The organism is Pseudomonas sp. RtIB026, from assembly GCF_016861355.2.
GTDB classification, from domain to species: domain Bacteria; phylum Pseudomonadota; class Gammaproteobacteria; order Pseudomonadales; family Pseudomonadaceae; genus Aquipseudomonas; species Aquipseudomonas peradeniyensis.
Window position 1 is genome coordinate 850,959 of the sequence record NZ_AP023348.2, and the last position, 15,724, is coordinate 866,682.

At 65.0% G+C, this 15,724-nt stretch carries 11 protein-coding genes and 1 tRNA gene; 7 read left to right on the plus strand and 5 right to left on the minus strand.

Annotation, left to right across the window (positions count from 1 at the left end; genetic code table 11):
* Positions 1–298 precede the first annotated feature (298 nt).
* From PRtIB026_RS03905 to PRtIB026_RS03915, 3 genes are all read right to left on the minus strand, one after another.
* Positions 299–375, minus strand: a tRNA-Arg gene (locus tag PRtIB026_RS03905).
* Between the two features lie 86 nt (positions 376–461).
* On the minus strand, positions 462–1,325 hold the full coding sequence (locus PRtIB026_RS03910) for an ABC transporter ATP-binding protein (RefSeq protein ID WP_203648904.1): 864 nt from the start codon (positions 1,323–1,325) through the stop codon (positions 462–464).
* Entirely contained in the window at positions 1,322–2,905 is a 1,584-nt protein-coding gene (locus PRtIB026_RS03915; protein ID WP_203648903.1) for an ABC transporter permease, read from the minus strand. The genes PRtIB026_RS03910 and PRtIB026_RS03915 overlap by 4 nt, the downstream gene beginning before the upstream one ends.
* A 299-nt stretch (positions 2,906–3,204) precedes the next feature.
* Here PRtIB026_RS03915 and PRtIB026_RS03920 point away from each other — a divergent pair, with 299 nt between their 5' ends.
* Together PRtIB026_RS03920 and PRtIB026_RS03925 are read left to right on the plus strand one after the other, a co-directional pair.
* Positions 3,205–4,245, plus strand: coding sequence for an ABC transporter substrate-binding protein (locus PRtIB026_RS03920; RefSeq protein ID WP_203648902.1), 1,041 nt, complete (start codon positions 3,205–3,207; stop codon positions 4,243–4,245).
* A gap of 28 nt (positions 4,246–4,273) precedes the next feature.
* Complete coding sequence (locus tag PRtIB026_RS03925; RefSeq protein ID WP_062359903.1) at positions 4,274–5,179, plus strand: TauD/TfdA dioxygenase family protein; 906 nt, start codon at positions 4,274–4,276, stop codon at positions 5,177–5,179.
* A 117-nt stretch (positions 5,180–5,296) separates the two neighbouring features.
* Here the strand turns inward: PRtIB026_RS03925 and PRtIB026_RS03930 are convergent, their stop codons facing one another.
* A complete protein-coding gene (locus PRtIB026_RS03930; RefSeq protein WP_203648901.1) occupies positions 5,297–6,202 on the minus strand; it encodes a LysR family transcriptional regulator in 906 nt (301 codons plus the stop codon).
* Between the two features lie 192 nt (positions 6,203–6,394).
* On the opposite strand from PRtIB026_RS03930, the gene PRtIB026_RS03935 reads away from it, so the two are divergent.
* The 5 genes from PRtIB026_RS03935 to PRtIB026_RS03955 all read left to right on the plus strand — a co-directional run bounded on the left by PRtIB026_RS03935 (position 6,395) and on the right by PRtIB026_RS03955 (position 15,112).
* Positions 6,395–8,728, plus strand: a complete 2,334-nt coding sequence (locus PRtIB026_RS03935) for a TonB-dependent receptor (protein ID WP_203648900.1) — start codon at positions 6,395–6,397, stop codon at positions 8,726–8,728.
* Between the two features lie 17 nt (positions 8,729–8,745).
* Positions 8,746–10,419, plus strand: a complete 1,674-nt coding sequence (locus PRtIB026_RS03940) for an aryl-sulfate sulfotransferase (RefSeq protein WP_203648898.1) — start codon at positions 8,746–8,748, stop codon at positions 10,417–10,419.
* A 326-nt stretch (positions 10,420–10,745) separates the two neighbouring features.
* Positions 10,746–12,188, plus strand: coding sequence for an NADP-dependent succinate-semialdehyde dehydrogenase (gabD, locus tag PRtIB026_RS03945; RefSeq protein ID WP_028688580.1), 1,443 nt, complete (start codon positions 10,746–10,748; stop codon positions 12,186–12,188).
* 183 nt (positions 12,189–12,371) lie between these two features.
* The gene (gene gabT / locus PRtIB026_RS03950; RefSeq protein WP_203648896.1) at positions 12,372–13,649 is read left to right on the plus strand and encodes a 4-aminobutyrate--2-oxoglutarate transaminase; all 1,278 of its coding nucleotides are present in this window, start codon (positions 12,372–12,374) and stop codon (positions 13,647–13,649) included.
* Positions 13,650–13,786: 137 nt separating this feature from the next.
* Complete coding sequence (locus tag PRtIB026_RS03955; RefSeq protein ID WP_232854812.1) at positions 13,787–15,112, plus strand: response regulator; 1,326 nt, start codon at positions 13,787–13,789, stop codon at positions 15,110–15,112.
* A gap of 112 nt (positions 15,113–15,224) precedes the next feature.
* On the opposite strand, the gene PRtIB026_RS03960 is transcribed toward PRtIB026_RS03955, so the two are convergent.
* Entirely contained in the window at positions 15,225–15,677 is a 453-nt protein-coding gene (locus PRtIB026_RS03960; protein ID WP_203648888.1) for a type II toxin-antitoxin system PemK/MazF family toxin, read from the minus strand.
* Positions 15,678–15,724: the final 47 nt, after the last annotated feature.

Sequence of the window (15,724 nt, forward strand, 5' to 3'; positions counted from 1 at the left end):
GGGTGACCGTTTACGCAAACGGAAGATGCTCAAGCTATCACCAATGACCACCGGCACGGGAGAGGTGGCAATGTGCTTTTCTGCACAAACGTGCAAGCGTTCATCTACGGCGCGGCCTGCAGGTTTATGACAAAAATGCGTATCATTAGCGCTTTTTGTAATAAACATCGTGTCACCAGAGAAGCCCCCTCGAGACCATTGTTCCGGAACTTGCAAGGCCAGATCATCGTGCAGTGCTGAGGCCCGGAAACGAAAAAGCCCCGCCAGGGCGATCTGAGCGGGGCTTTTGCTGATGTCATGGCGCACTCGGCGGGATTCGAACCCACGACCCCTGCCTTCGGAGGGCAGTACTCTATCCAGCTGAGCTACGAGTGCAACGGGCCGCATGATACCCATCTGTGTCGGTGGCGTCCATGGCCTTGATCTGTGGAGTTTTTTCCCGGGGGGACAGCGGGTGCCGGTCACAGCGCGATCAGCTCCGGCCGCAGCCCCTCCACCCGCTGTCCCGCAGGCTTGAGATACCCGCCATCCCCGGTGATCTGGTGCAGGACCTTTTCGCGCAAGCCATGCAATGCCACGCCGGTGCGCTGGCGCGGGTGCGGCAGGTCGATTTCCACCACCGCCTTGATCCGTCCGGGCCTCGGCTCCAGCACCACCACCCGGTCGGCCAGGTAGGTCGCCTCCTCGGCATCGTGGGTGACCAGCAGGATGGTGATCCCCGAGCGTTCGCGAATCGCCAGCAGTTCATCCTGCAGCTGTTGGCGGGTCAGCGCGTCGAGGGCGCCGAAGGGTTCGTCCAGCAGCAGGATCCGTGGGCTGGCCACCAGGCCGCGGGCGATGGCCACGCGCTGGGCCATGCCGCCGGACAGCTGGTGCGGATAGGCCGATTCGAAGCCGACCAGGCCCACCAGTTGCACGTACTCGTGCACGCGCCGGGCGCGCTCGCCCTGGGTGAGTGTCTCGTTGACCAGCCCCAGGCCGATGTTTTGCGCCACCGTCAGCCATGGGAACAGGCGGTGCTCCTGGAACACGATGCCGCGTTCGCCGCCGATGCCGTTGACCGGCTGGCCGTCGACCCGGATCGTACCGCTGTAGTCGGTGTCCAGCCCCACCAGCAGACGCAGCAGAGTGGACTTGCCGCAGCCGGAGGAGCCGACGATGGCGATGAACTCGCCTTCGTTGATCGACAGGTCGAAGTCGCGGATCGCCTCGAACGGCTGGCCATCGACGCTGAAGGTCTTGCCGACCCCCTCGAAACTGACCAGCGGCGGCGTGGCGTCGGGTTGGTTGGCCGCGTGCAGGGCCGGGGTGATGAAGGCGTTCATGCGGATCTCCAGCGCGTGGCGCGCGATTCGAGGCGTTGGCCGAGGTGGCCGAGCAGGGCGCCTACCAGGCCGATCAGGACCATGGCGGCCATCACCTGGTCCATGCGGAACAATTGCTGGGCGCCGATCATCAGGCTGGCGATGCCGCCGTCCGAGGGCATGAAGTACTCGGCGCCGATGGTGCCGAGCCAGGCGTAGATCAGCGCCAGGCGCAGCCCGGCGAAGATCGCCGGGGCGGCGCCGGGCAGCACCAGCAGGCGCAGCCGGTGTGGCAGGTCCAGGCGCAGGGCCTGTGCCGCCTCGCCCAGCTGTGGCGGGAGGCTGGCGATGCCGCGCTGGGTGGCGATCAGCAGCGGGAAGAACGCCGCCAAGGCGACGAACACCAGCTTGGCGCCTTCGCCCAGGCCGAACCAGGCAGTCAGCAGTGGCACCCAGGCGAACAGCGCTACCTGACGCAGCGCTGACAGGCTCGGGCCGAGCAGGCGCTCGGCGTTGGCTGACAGGCCCAGCAGCAGGCCCAGCACGAAGCCTGCCCCGCCGCCGAGCAGCAGACCGGCCAGGGTGCGTTGCAGGCTCAGGCGCAGGGCCTCGGGTAACGAACCGTCGAGCAGGCCTGCGTACAGGCTGCGCAGCACATCCAGCGGTGAAGAGAGGATGTTGGCATCGACCCAGCCAAGGCTGTTGGCCGCCTGCCACAGCAGCAACAGCCCCGCGGGCAGCAGCAGGCTTTGCCAGCCGCGTGGCACCTGGCCGCGCAGCTGTTCGCCCGTGGCCGGTTGCGGCCAGTGCAACAGGCCGCGTTCCAGGCGTGAGAAGCCGCGATCCATCAGTGCGCCGACCAGGCCGATCAGCAAGATGCAGAGGAACACCAGGTCGAGCATGAACAACTGCCGCCCCCAGACCATCAGGTAGCCGATGCCTTCGCTGGAGGCCAGCAGTTCCACCGCCAGCAATGACGTCCAGCCGGTGGCCAGGGCCAGCCGCACACCGGCAAGAAACGCCGGCAGCGCGGCGGGCAGCAGCAGGCGCAGGAACAGCAGGTGAGGGGGCAGGCGCAGGACGGCGGCGGCTTCGCGCAGTTTAGGTTGGGCATCGCGCACACCCACCAGGGTATGCAGCGTGACCGGCACCACCACGGCCTTGACCAGCACCACCAGCTTGAGCAGTTCGCCGATACCAAAGAACAGCATGAACAGCGGGATCCAGGCCAGGGTCGGGATCTGCGCCAGGGCGATGAAGGTAGGCAGTACCAGGGTCTGCGCCCGCCGTGATCCACCCAGCCAGGTACCCAGCAGCAAGCCACTGGTGATCCCTGCCAGCAACCCCCAGATCAGGCGTTGCAGACTTATCCACAGGTGAGCCCAGAGTTCGCCGGAGCCGAACTCCAGCGCGCTTTGCCAGACCAGCGCGGGGGCAGGCAGGATCTGCTCGCTCATCCAGTGCTCACGGCTGGCGACGACCCACAAGGCCGCCACCGCCAGTGGCACGATCCACGGCAGGTAGGAGCGGCCTTGCGCCGCGAAAGGGCCGCGCAGCGGCCCCCATAGACGGCGTAGGCTTACGCTCAAGACTTCGCTCATCAGGGCACCTCTCAAACCGTTCCTTGTTTATTCGCTTATGGAATTAAAAATTGTCACAAGCGAAACTCAAGAGATAAGAGCATGCGCCCGGTGCATGCGAAAGCCCCGTCCCGTTGCGTTTTCCTCATATTTTCCATGCGTTTCCTGCAAGCCAGCCGCAGGCCCGCATGACGCCTGGTTTATGTCTTCTGGTTACTAAAAAATGAAGTTTTGATCTTTGTAGGTTCTAACCAGACCCGCCTAGCTTCTGGCCCATAGCGCCGGCCATCGCCGGTGGCAGCCTGCCAAGGAGCCTTGCCATGAAAACCGCCTTCCGCCATCTGCTCAGCCCGTTGCTCGCCGCCGTGTTGAGCGCCGTGCCCGTGGCAGCCCATGCCGCCCAGCCGGATGTGATCCGCATCGCCGTGCCCGACCTCAGCGCCGGCAGCAAGCCCAGCGCCGGCGGCGTGGTGGATGTGCTGCGCGACCAGCAACTGCTGGAGAAAGAGTTCGCCAAGGACGGCATCCGTATCGACTGGCGCTTCTTCAAGGGCGCCGGCCCCGTGGTCAACGAGGCCCTGGCCAACGGCCAGGCGGACTTCGCCTACCTGGGCGACCTGGCCGCGATCATCGGCAAGGCCAACGGCCTCGACACCCGTGTGCTGTCGGCCGGGGTGCGTGGGGTGAAGAGCTACCTCGGCGTGGTGCCGGGCTCGGGCATCCACAGCCTGCAGGACCTCAAGGGCAAGCGCGTGGCGGTGTTCCGCGGCACCGCCAACCAGCTTTCGTTCGCCAGCGCCCTGGCCAGCCAGGGGCTGTCCGAACGTGAGCTGAAAGTCATCAACCTCGATTTCAACGCGGCCAACGCCGCCCTGGCCGCCAAGCAGATTGACGCCACCTGGGGCCTGTCCAACCTGCTGTCGCTGCGCGAGCGCGGGCTGGTCGAGCTGCCGGTCAACTCCCGCGACCTCAAGGGCGCCGGCAGCACCCAGGCGGTGCTGCTCGGTACCGGCGAGTTCATCCGCCAGCACCCCGACTTGGTGCAGCGGGTGGTCAACGCCCAGGAGCAGGCGGTGAAGTGGCTGCGCGACGAACGCAACCGCGAAGCTTATGTGGACCTGGTCGCGAACACCGCCAACTGGCCGAAGGCGATCCTGCGCGACGACCTTGCCCAGGAGAACCTTGCCAACTACTTCGACCCACGCCTGGATGCCGGTTTCGTCGGCCTGCTGCAACAGGGCGTGGACCTGGCCGTCAAGGAGCGCCTGATCCGCCGCGGCTTCCAGGTGGCCGACTGGATCGAACCGCGTTTCATCGATGCCGCCCAGCGCCAGGACCAGGCCGTCCAGGCCGCCCGCTGACCCGACAACAACCGTGAGGAGCACGACCATGAGCAACGCCGCACTGGCCACCGCGCCGCAAACCCTCGAACTCGACATCCACCCCGTTGCCGGGCGCATCGGCGCCGAGATCCGTGGCATCAAGCTGTCCGCCGACCTCGATCCGGCCACCATCGATGCCATCCAGGCGGCGTTGGTGCGCCACAAGGTGATCTTCTTCCGGGCCCAGGAGCACCTGGACGACGTGGGCCAGGAGGCCTTCGCCCAGCTGCTCGGCGAGCCGATCGCCCACCCCACGGTGCCGGTGGTCGATGGCACCAGCTACCTGCTGCAGCTCGATGGCGCCGAGGGTCAGCGGGCCAACTCCTGGCACACCGACGTGACCTTCGTCGACGCCTACCCCAAGGCCTCGATCCTGCGCAGCGTGGTGGCCCCGGCTGCCGGTGGCGACACGGTGTGGGCCAACACCGCCGCGGCTTACCAGGAACTGCCCGAGCCACTGCGCGAACTGGCCGACAAGCTGTGGGCGGTGCACAGCAACGAATACGACTACGCCAGCGTGAAGCCGGATGTCGATCCGGCCAAGCTGGAGCGCTACCGCAAGGTGTTCACTTCCACGGTGTACGAGACCGAGCACCCGGTGGTGCGGGTGCATCCAATCAGTGGCGAGCGGGCGTTGCAGCTGGGGCATTTCGTCAAGCGCATCAAGGGTTACTCGCTGGCGGACTCGCAGCATCTGTTCGCGCTGCTGCAGGGGCATGTGACACGCCTGGAAAACACCGTGCGCTGGCGCTGGCAGGCGGGGGACGTGGCGATCTGGGACAACCGCGCGACGCAGCACTATGCGGTGGATGACTACGGTACCCAGCCGCGCATCGTGCGCCGGGTGACCCTGGCTGGCGAGGTGCCGGTGGGGGTGGATGGGCAACTGAGCCGGACCACGCGCAAGGGCTGAGATCGTTGGGGCCGCTTTGCGGCCCTTTCGCGGCACGAGGCCGCTCCTACAGGAGATCTTGTTCCCCTGTAGGAGCGGCCTTGCGCCGCGAAAGGGCTGCGCAGCAGCCCCTATCCGCTACAACTCGGTATCACAGGCCACCAACTGCCTCACCAACCCCTGCGCCAGTGCCGACAACCCATACCCCACCCGGCTCACCACCCCATAACGGGTGTAGAACGCCTCTTCCTGCTCCGGCGCCAGGTCCACCAGCTTGAGGGCCACCAGGCCGTCATAGGGCCGCAGGTTCGCACTGCAGGCGATGCCGATGGTGTCCGAATGCAGCACAACATTGAGCAGCGCATAGCCATGCTCGCACTCCACGCTGGGCAGAAAATCCTGCCGCCCGCTCAGGTCGCTGAGGATCTTGCGGATGTTCGGCGGGCGAAAGGTGGTGGCCAGCGGGTAATCGAACAGGTCCCGCGCCCTGACCTCGTCCAGCTCGGTCAATGGATGCCCCCGGCGGCAGCAGAAGTGCCAGCGCTGTGGCTTGAGCTTGTGCACCTGGTAGTCCGGGTCGGCCTCGAACTGGCGGGTATCGGCGACGAAGAATTCGATCTCCTCGGCGATCAGCCGCCGGTTCAGCGCCTGCCAGTTGTCCACCTGGAAGCAGGTACGCGCCGCCGGGTATTCGGCAACGAACCGCGCCACCGCCCGCGGCACCAGCCCGCCGGCGGGCGCCGGCCCCGAGCCGAAGCGCACCACGCCGGTGGTGGCGCCATTGAACTGGTTGATCTCGTTGACCAGGTTGTGCGCCCCATGCACCAGCCGCCGCGAATGCTCCAGCACCAGCAGGCCCTGGCGGGTCGGCGCCAGCTCCTTGCTGGCGCGGTCGACCAGGCGGCAGCCGACGTTGTGTTCCAGCGTCTGGATGCTGCGGCTGAAGGCCGATTGCGAGAGGTTCACCGCCGCCGCCGCGGCGACGAAGCTGCGGTGCTCGACAAGGGCGATGAAGTGGCGGAGCTGGCGCAGGTCGATATGCATTTTCTACATGGAAACTTTCGGTGGAATGCAATTGCTGGGAAGGGTTGGGAACCTTATAAAGGGAGTCACTTATTCCACAAAATATGAAATACAAATATTTATATTTCCTAAAAGAATATAAGCCAGCCTGACCGCGATTCGGTTCCGCCAACGGAAATGCTCGCCTGGGCCCTTGCCTCAAGGAGCATCTGCATGTCCCGACTTTCCCGTTGGCCCGCGCGCGCCTCGTTGTTCGTCCTACAACCCCTGGCTGCCGGGATGCTGCTGGGCGCCGCCGGCGGCAGCTTCGCCGACGAGCCCAGCCCCGCACCGGCCGTGGAGCAGGAAGCCAAGCTCGGCACCGTCACCGTCAATGCCCGGCGCCGCGAGGAGACCGCCCAGAGCGTGCCCACGCCGATCAGCGTGCTGGGCAGCGAAACCCTGGAGACCCAGCGCATCTACCGCGTGCAGGACCTGCAACAGCTGGTGCCGAGTACCAACGTCGCCTATGTCCACGCCCGACAGTCGAGCATTTCCATTCGCGGCCTGGGCAACAACCCGGCCAGTGATGGCCTGGAAGGCAGCGTCGGCGTGTACCTGGATAACGTCTACCTGGGGCGCCCGGGCATGGCGGTGTTCGACCTGCTCGATGTCGAGCAGCTGGAGGTGCTGCGCGGGCCGCAAGGCACACTGTTCGGCAAGAACACCACCGCCGGGGTGCTCAACATCACCACCCGCAAGCCGACCTTCCACCAGGAAGGCAGCGTGCAGTCGTCACTGGGCGAGGATGGCTACTGGCAGACCCAGGGCAGTTTCTCCGGCCCCCTGACCGACACCCTCGCCGGGCGCATCAGCGCCTACCACACCGAGGATGACGGCTATGTGAAGAACGTCTACAACGGCCACGACCTCAATGGCGGCAAGCGCCAGGGCTTTCGTACCCAGTTGCTGTTCAAGCCCAGCGAAACCTTCAACCTGCGCTGGATCGGCGAGTACAACGAAGAAGACTCCGATAATGGCATCCTCAGCCTGTACAGCACCGGCCCGACCATCAATGGCGTGAACCGTTATGAAAGCCTGGCTGCGCAGGCCGGCGCCACCCTGGTGTCGGGCAAGGACCGCAAGGTCAACTTCGACGCCGACCAGATGGTCAAGGTGTTCCAGGGCGGCACCTCGGTGGAAGCCAACTGGACCCTGCCCAACGACTTCACCCTCACCTCGATCAGCGCCTACCGCTGGTGGGACTTCACCCCGCGCAACGACGACGGCCTCAACGTGCCGGTGTTCTACAGTGCCGGGGTCTCGGTGCGGGACAAGCAGTACTCGCAAGAAATTCGGCTGGCCTCACCCACCGGCGGCTTCTTCGACTACGTACTGGGCGCGTACTACTTCAAGCAGGACCTGGACAATAAATCGTTCACTTACTACGGGCCGCAGGCCGACGTCTGGAACCTGACCCCGGCCGGCGCCCTGGCCAACGTGAACACCATCGGCAATGGCCATATCGATACCGACAGCTACGCGCTGTTCGCCCAGGGCACCTGGCACCTGACCGAGCGCCTGGACTTCACCGCCGGGGTGCGTGGCACCTACGAGGAGAAAAGCGCCTGGGTTACCCGCGATGCGCCGTCCGGTGGCGTGCCCGTCACCGGTGCGGCGGCCGCCGCCCGTCAGGGCCGGGTGGGCGCCTACGATTCAGGTGACCTCAACCAGTACAGCTTCGCCCCGTCCGGGCTGCTCAGCCTGAGCTACCGCTTCACTGATGACCTGTTGGGTTATGCCAGCCTGTCCCACGGCGAGAAGTCCGGGGGTGTCAACCTGACCGTCGGTGCCGCCCCACGCTTGGGCACCGATTCGTTGCTGGTGGGTACCGAGCGGGCCAACAATGCCGAACTCGGGCTCAAGAGCACCCTGTTCGACAACCGCCTGCAGCTGAACACCAACCTGTTCTGGACCGAAGTACACGGCTACCAGGCCAACGTCTACGACGAAGCCAACCGTGTGCAGTACCTGGCCAACGCCGGTAGCGTGCGTTCTCGCGGCCTGGAGTTCGAAGCCACGGCCCTGCCGATCCGAGGCCTGACGCTGAACTTCAACGGCTCATGGAACGACGTGCGCTACACCGACTACAAGGACGCGCCGTGCCCGCCCGAGGTGAGCCTGGCCAACCCTGCGGCCACCTGCGACCTGTCCGGGCACCAGGTGGTTGGTGCTTCCAAGTACATCGCCAACCTCAACGGCCAGTACAAGTGGCAGCTCGGCGAACGCATCGAGCCCTACGTCACCGCCAGCTACGCGTTCCGCTCCAAGGCCGTCGGCACCATCGATGACTCCGACTACGGCCAGATCCCCAGCTACGCCATCGTCAACCTGTCCACCGGTGTGCGCCTGGACCAGGGCGACGGCGTGCTCGACCTGTCGCTGTGGGTGAAGAACGCCGGCGACAAGACCTACTTCACCAGCCTGTGGAACTCCGCCAACGGCGGCTATGCCGGCGTGCTGGGCACCCCGCGCACCGTGGGCGCCACCGCCCGTTACGACTTCTGAGCACAAGGAGCTTTGCCATGAATGCCAAGACCCAACCGCACGACCTGCCCGAAGGCGCCTGCCTCACCGCCAAGGTGCCCGACCGCGACCAAGCCCTGCTCGGCGACGTGGTGGTCAACCCGTACCGCCTGGCGCCGCTGACCGCGATCATCCGTGACGGCGGACGCACCCTGAGTGCCGCCCATGTGCGGGTGCTGGGCCGCGGCGAGGGCGGTGTCGATATCGTCTACGACGTGTCCGACCGCTCGCTGTGGACCTACGGCGGCATCCCGGTATTCGGCCTGTACCCCGACCACGTCAACCAGGTCGAGGTGAGCTACAAGCTCGATGGCGAACGTATCCGCGAGCGTTACGAAATCTACGCCCCGGCGGTGCGCCTGCCGGTGGTGGCGAAGCAGACCGCCGCGCTGCCCGAGGTGGAGCCGGTCAAGGTCGCGCCCGGTTTCGAGCAGCGTCTGTACCTGTTCAACCACCTGCTGGCCGAGATCCCCGGTGGGCGTGCCTTCAAGTGGAACGGCCTGGGCGGCGCCGCCGAGTGGGACTCGGTAGGCAACAACTGGATCGCCGACAGCAACGGTGACGTGCGCTGGTACCTGGACATAGAGCAGATCCACGACTCCAACCACCGCGACGGCCTGGGCGGCACCATGGGCTTCCACCAGACCCGTGACGGCAAGCTGATCTGGGGCCAAGGCCAGACCTACTCCAAATACGACCTGCTGGGGCGCAAGGTGTGGCAGCGCAACCTGCCGGACAAGTTCGCCGACTTCTCCCACGAGATCCGCGAGACGGTGAACGGCAGCTACCTGCTGCGGGTCGGCACCAGTGACTACCGTCGCCCGGACGGCAAGCGCGTGCGCTCGATCCGCGACCATATCATCGAGGTCAACGAGGCCGGCGACGTGCTGGACTTCTGGGACCTGAACCAGATCCTCGACCCGTACCGCGGCGAGCTGCTGGAAACCCTGGGCAAGGCCGCGATCCAGCTGCCGGACGGTGTGCAGAAACAGGACGACCGGCTGGCCAACGAATTGGCCGAAGGCGACCTGCCGTTCGGCGACACTCCCGGCGTCGGTACCGGGCGCAACTGGGCCCACGTCAATGCCATCGACTACGATGCCGATGACGACAGCATCATCGTTTCAGCACGGCACCAGGGCGTGGTGAAGATCGGCCGCGACAAGCAGGTGAAGTGGATTCTCGCCGCGCCGCAAGGCTGGCCGGCACGTTTGCAGGACAAAGTTCTCAAACCGGTGGGCGAGGGTTTCGAATGGTCCTGGACCCAGCACACTGCCTGGCTGACCGGGCGCGGCACGCTGACCGTGTTCGACAACGGCTGGGGCCGCGACTTCGGGCCGACGAAACTGAGCGGAAACTACAGCCGGGCGGTGGAGTACCGCATCGACGAGGCCAAGGGCACGGTCGAGCAGGTGTGGCAGTACGGCAAGGAGCGCGGTGACGAGTGGTACAGCCCGATCACCTCGGTGGTGGCGTACCGGGCAGAGACTGATACCCAGTTCATCTACTCGGCTTCGGTGAATTTCCTGACGCCCGAGAAGCTGACGACCAGCGTGCTCAATGAAGTGCGTCGCGGCACCCAGGAGGTGGCGGTGGAGCTGAAAGTGCACAGTCGCCAGCCGGGCAGCGTGGGCTACCGGGCGCTGGTGATCGAACTCGACAAGGCTTTCTGATCCAATCCTTCCCCCGGCAGGTTATCGACTAACCTGTGCTGGCCTCTTCGCGGGTAAACCCGCTCCCACAGGTTCACCGCCGATCCTGTGGGAGCGGGTTTACCCGCGAATGGGCGATGCGAATTTCGGACAGGGTGTTCAACCATTCGTTCTTTTTTTCGAACAGCCTATTGTCCAACACCCCAACCCCCGCTTAGCATTCCGTTTGAGATTTCAAACGCTCGGCACTCAGGCGTCGAACACCCTGGTGCACGAATTTGTGACGGCCGCCCCCGCTCGGGGGCGCCTTTTCAACAATCAATAATTCGCAGTAAAGGGAAGCCGACATGCAGCTCAAAGACGCTCAGTTGTTCCGCCAGCAGGCCTTCATCAACGGTGAATGGCTGGATGCGGACAGCGGTCAGACCATCAAGGTGACCAACCCGGCCACCGGTGAGGTGATCGGTACCGTGCCGAAGATGGGCGCCGCCGAGACCCGCCGCGCCATCGAGGCCGCCGACAAGGCGCTGCCGGCCTGGCGCGCACTGACTGCCAAGGAGCGTGCTGGCAAGCTGCGTCGCTGGTTCGAGCTGATGATCGAGCACCAGGACGACCTGGCCCGCCTGATGACCACCGAGCAGGGCAAGCCACTGGCTGAAGCCAAGGGCGAGATCGCCTATGCCGCCTCGTTCATCGAGTGGTTCGCCGAGGAAGCCAAGCGCGTGTACGGCGACGTCATCCCTGGCCACCAGCCGGACAAGCGCCTGATCGTCATCAAGCAGCCGATCGGTGTCACCGCCGCCATCACCCCGTGGAACTTCCCGGCCGCGATGATCACCCGTAAAGCCGGCCCGGCCCTGGCCGCCGGTTGCACCATGGTGCTCAAGCCCGCCTCGCAGACCCCGTACTCCGCCCTGGCCCTGGTCGAGCTGGCTACCCGTGCCGGCATCCCGGCCGGTGTGCTGAGCGTGATCACCGGCAGCGCCGGCGAAGTCGGCTCCGAGCTGACCGGCAACTCCCTGGTGCGCAAGCTGTCCTTCACCGGCTCCACCGAAATCGGCCGCCAGCTGATGGAAGAATGCGCCAAGGACATCAAGAAGGTGTCCCTGGAGCTGGGCGGCAACGCGCCGTTCATCGTGTTCGACGACGCCGACCTGGACAAGGCGGTCGAAGGCGCGATCATCTCCAAGTACCGCAACAACGGCCAGACCTGCGTCTGTGCCAACCGCATCTACGTGCAGGACGGTGTCTACGACGCGTTTGCCGAGAAGCTGAAAGCCGCCGTGGCCAAACTGAAGATCGGCAACGGCCTGGAAGAAGGCACCACCACTGGTCCGCTGATCGACGGCAAGGCTGTCGCCAAGGTCCAGGAGCACATCGAGGACGCCGTCGCCAAGGGCGCCAAGGTGCTGTCCGGTGGCAAGATCATCGAAGGCAACTTCTTCGAGCCGACCATCCTGGTCGACGTGCCGAAAACCGCCGCCGTCGCCAAGGAAGAGACCTTCGGCCCGCTGGCGCCGCTGTTCCGCTTCAAGGACGAGGCCGAAGTCATCGCCATGTCCAACGACACCGAATTCGGCCTGGCCTCGTACTTCTACGCCCGCGACATGAGCCGCGTGTTCCGCGTCGCCGAGGCCCTGGAATACGGCATGGTGGGTATCAACACCGGCCTGATCTCCAATGAAGTGGCGCCGTTCGGCGGCATCAAGGCTTCGGGCCTGGGCCGTGAAGGCTCCAAGTACGGTATCGAGGACTACCTCGAAATCAAATACCTGTGCATCAGCGTCTGATCGCCAGGTAAACGCTTTTACCTCTGCCAGCGGGGCGCGAGAGCGACGTCTCGCTGGCCTTTTTGACATAGCGGTACCTGGTGGCCAGGGCATGTGTGGCAGTCGATCAACGAATACTGTGCACGCCTGCATCCAGCCACCCCCGAATAAAAGCGCCGCAGAACCGGCGCAATTGAGGGCACTATGAGCAAGACCAACGAATCCCTGATGCAACGCCGTGTCGCCGCCGTCCCACGTGGCGTCGGCCAGATTCACCCGATCTTCGTCGATACCGCGAAGAACTCGACGGTGATCGACGTCGAAGGCCGCGAACTGATCGACTTCGCCGGCGGCATCGCGGTACTGAACACCGGCCACCTGCACCCGAAAGTGGTCGCGGCCGTGCAAGAGCAGCTGACCAAGGTCAGCCACACCTGCTTCCAGGTGCTGGCCTACGAGCCCTACGTCGAGCTGTGCGAGAAGATCAACAAGCTGGTCCCAGGCAACTTCGACAAGAAGACCCTGCTGGTCACCACCGGCTCCGAAGCCGTTGAAAACGCCGTGAAGATCGCCCGTGCCGCCACCGGCCGTGCCGGCGTGATCGCCTTCACCGGCGGCTACCACGGCCGCACCATGATGACCCTGGGCCTGACCGGCAAGGTTGTGCCGTACTCCGCTGGCATGGGCCTGATGCCAGGCGGCATCTTCCGCGCCCTGTTCCCGAGCGAACTGCACGGTATCAGCGTCGACGACGCCATCGCCTCGGTCGAGCGCATCTTCAAGAACGACGCCGAGCCGCGTGATATCGCCGCGATCATCCTCGAGCCGGTACAAGGCGAAGGCGGCTTCCTGCCAGCGCCGAAAGAGCTGATGCAGCGCCTGCGCGCGCTGTGCGACCAGCACGGCATCCTGCTGATCGCCGACGAAGTGCAGACCGGCGCCGGCCGTACCGGTACCTTCTTCGCCATGGAACAGATGGGCGTCGCGCCTGACCTGACCACCTTCGCCAAGTCGATCGCCGGCGGCTTCCCGCTGGCCGGTGTGTGCGGCAAGGCCGAGTACATGGACGCCATCGCCCCGGGCGGCCTGGGCGGCACCTATGCCGGTTCGCCGATCGCCTGCGCCGCGGCCCTGGCCGTGATCGAAGTGTTCGAGGAAGAGAAACTGCTGGATCGCAGCAAGGCTGTCGGCGAGCGCCTGACCGCCGGCCTGCGTGAAATCCAGAAGAAGCATTCGATCATCGGCGATGTCCGTGGTCTGGGCTCGATGATCGCCGTGGAAGTCTTCGAGAAAGGCACCCACACCCCGAACGCCGCCGCCGTTGCCCAGGTGGTCGCCAAGGCTCGCGACAAGGGCCTGATCCTGCTGTCTTGCGGCACCTACGGCAACGTCCTGCGGATCCTGGTTCCGCTGACCGCCGAAGACGCGCTGCTGGACAAAGGCCTGGCCATCATCGAAGAGTGCTTCGCCGAACTGGCCTGAAAAATGTGACACGCTTCAGAAAAAAACCCGCCTCGGCGGGTTTTTTTTGTGCCGTTGGCCGGCATCAGGCGCTAAGGTTGTACGAGGATTCCGTGGAAGCTGCGATGGATCGCGCGTCATAGCCTGGAGAATAGCCCATGAGCGCTGTCGACCCCGTCCCCCCCTGCGTGCTGATTGCCGAAGGCGATCCCTGGGTGCGCGACATGCTCAGCGAAATGCTGCTCAGCGTGCGCTGCGACGCCCGCCTGCAGGTCTGTGCCGATGGCTCCGAGGCGCTGAGCGCGCTGGCGGCCAAACCCGACCTGATTATCGCCGCCCGTGAACTCTCAGGGTTCGACGGCCTCGATCTGCTGCGCAAGGTGCGCGCCAAGGGCGACAAGCCCGGTTTGCCGTTCATCCTCATGAGTGACCGCACCGATAGCGCCAGTGTGCGCGAGGCGCTGCCGTTGCACCCGACCGCCTATCTGAGCAAGCCACTCGACCTGGATAACCTGCGCAAGCGCCTGGAAAACCTGCTGCTGGCGGTGGGTGAGCAGATCGCCTGCCCGGTACCGCCGTTGCAGCCGGGCGCGCAACTGCCGGCCTACCTGGAACAGCGCCGGGCCAGCGCCGATGGCGGCCCGCTGTTCGCCGATGTGCAGGTGGCGGTCAAGCGTGCCCTCAATCCCCACGGCCTCAACCTCAAGGTGCTCGAGGAAGAGGTGCGCAACGACCCGCAGATCACCGGCGTGCTCATTGCCGCCGCCAACAGTGCCGCCCTGCACCGCGAAGCGCCGGTACAGACCCTGCTGCAGGCGCTGAACAAGCTCGGCAGCACCCAGAGCATGAACCTCATCCTCGGCCTCACGCTCAAGCGCAGCGCCCGTTTGACCGACCCGCTGCTGGCGCGGCACGCCACCCATTACTGGAACCTGTCGCTGCACACCGCCGAGTACGGCCGCACCCTGGCGCGCATGCTCGAGGTGGACGAAGCACGCTGTTACTGTGCGGGGCTGCTGCACTGCCTGGGTGACCTGGCGGTGCTGCGCACCTTGCAGGAGTGGCGCCTGGCCGGTGGCGAGCTGGACGAGGACCAGGTGGAGCTGTCGCTCAACGAATTCGGCGCGCCGTTCGGCTCGGCGCTGCGCACCCGCTGGCGCCTGCCGCTGGACCTGCGCGAGCTGATCGCCGCGGTGTACCAGCTGGGCGGCGGCGTCTACTCCCGGGAGATCCTGGCGATGAACCTGGCCGGGCAGCTGTCGCGGCTCAAGCCCAGCGAAGGGCTGGAGAAGGTCGCCAGCAGCAAGACGGCGCGCTTGCTCAAGCTTGGGTTGCCGGAGCTGTCGCGGCTGCGCAAGGTGGACCCTGAGGCGCTGGCGCGGGAGGAGGCCGAGCGTCAGGAAGCACAGGCTGCCGAAAGCGAATTGGAGGTCGTGCCAATGGCGAGCGCAGCTGAAGGCGCTGGAGAGGAAAAACAGATTTGAGAGGGCAAAAAACCCAGCATGGGCTGGGTTTTTGCAGGTCCCTCAAGGGGGATAAGACGCAGAGTGCCTCTAAGGGCTACGCGACTCACGATAGGTAAAACGGTGGAATCTGTCAATTTTTGAGCAGACTTCCAGCGTTTATGACTTTCACCATGGCGCGCTGAATCCGCTCGATTAACTCACGGTCCAGAACCTGATCCAGGTACCCTCGGTTCAGGGCGCGCGGTTTGAACAGGCGCTCACGACTTACCTGTGCGACCAGATCCGCTTTGGCCCAGCGCTCTTGCTGCTTGAAGTATGGAAGGTCTTGAATCAGGTCGGCAGGAAGGTGGACGTGCCAACCTCGACCAGCCTTGTGCATATCTTTCGTGGTGGACAGTGGCACGACAATGCAGGCGTTCGAATTGATCTTGCTGTTGATCACCACGACAAGGCGGTGCTTGACCATCTCCGGTCGCAATCGGAAGCCAAAGCGGCTTGAGCAGGTACCGCCCTGCTCGAGACGATAATCACCGAAGTTGCATTCCAGCAACTGCCCGATCCTAGGCTCGAATCTGATTGCCATACACCACCCTGGTACAGTTCCAGGGGTTCAGGATGACATCCTCAGAT

Excerpts from the sequence above, each read along its gene's own strand:
- PRtIB026_RS03910 (WP_203648904.1), bottom strand. The coding sequence starts at position 1,325 with ATGAACGCCTTCATCACCCCGGCCCTGCACGCGGCCAACCAACCCGAC.
- PRtIB026_RS03915 (WP_203648903.1), bottom strand. The coding sequence starts at position 2,905 with ATGAGCGAAGTCTTGAGCGTAAGCCTACGCCGTCTATGGGGGCCGCTG.
- PRtIB026_RS03920 (WP_203648902.1), top strand. The coding sequence starts at position 3,205 with ATGAAAACCGCCTTCCGCCATCTGCTCAGCCCGTTGCTCGCCGCCGTG.
- PRtIB026_RS03925 (WP_062359903.1), top strand. The coding sequence starts at position 4,274 with ATGAGCAACGCCGCACTGGCCACCGCGCCGCAAACCCTCGAACTCGAC.
- PRtIB026_RS03930 (WP_203648901.1), bottom strand. The coding sequence starts at position 6,202 with ATGCATATCGACCTGCGCCAGCTCCGCCACTTCATCGCCCTTGTCGAG.
- PRtIB026_RS03935 (WP_203648900.1), top strand. The coding sequence starts at position 6,395 with ATGTCCCGACTTTCCCGTTGGCCCGCGCGCGCCTCGTTGTTCGTCCTA.
- PRtIB026_RS03940 (WP_203648898.1), top strand. The coding sequence starts at position 8,746 with ATGAATGCCAAGACCCAACCGCACGACCTGCCCGAAGGCGCCTGCCTC.
- gabD (WP_028688580.1), top strand. The coding sequence starts at position 10,746 with ATGCAGCTCAAAGACGCTCAGTTGTTCCGCCAGCAGGCCTTCATCAAC.
- gabT (WP_203648896.1), top strand. The coding sequence starts at position 12,372 with ATGAGCAAGACCAACGAATCCCTGATGCAACGCCGTGTCGCCGCCGTC.
- PRtIB026_RS03955 (WP_232854812.1), top strand. The coding sequence starts at position 13,787 with ATGAGCGCTGTCGACCCCGTCCCCCCCTGCGTGCTGATTGCCGAAGGC.
- PRtIB026_RS03960 (WP_203648888.1), bottom strand. The coding sequence starts at position 15,677 with ATGGCAATCAGATTCGAGCCTAGGATCGGGCAGTTGCTGGAATGCAAC.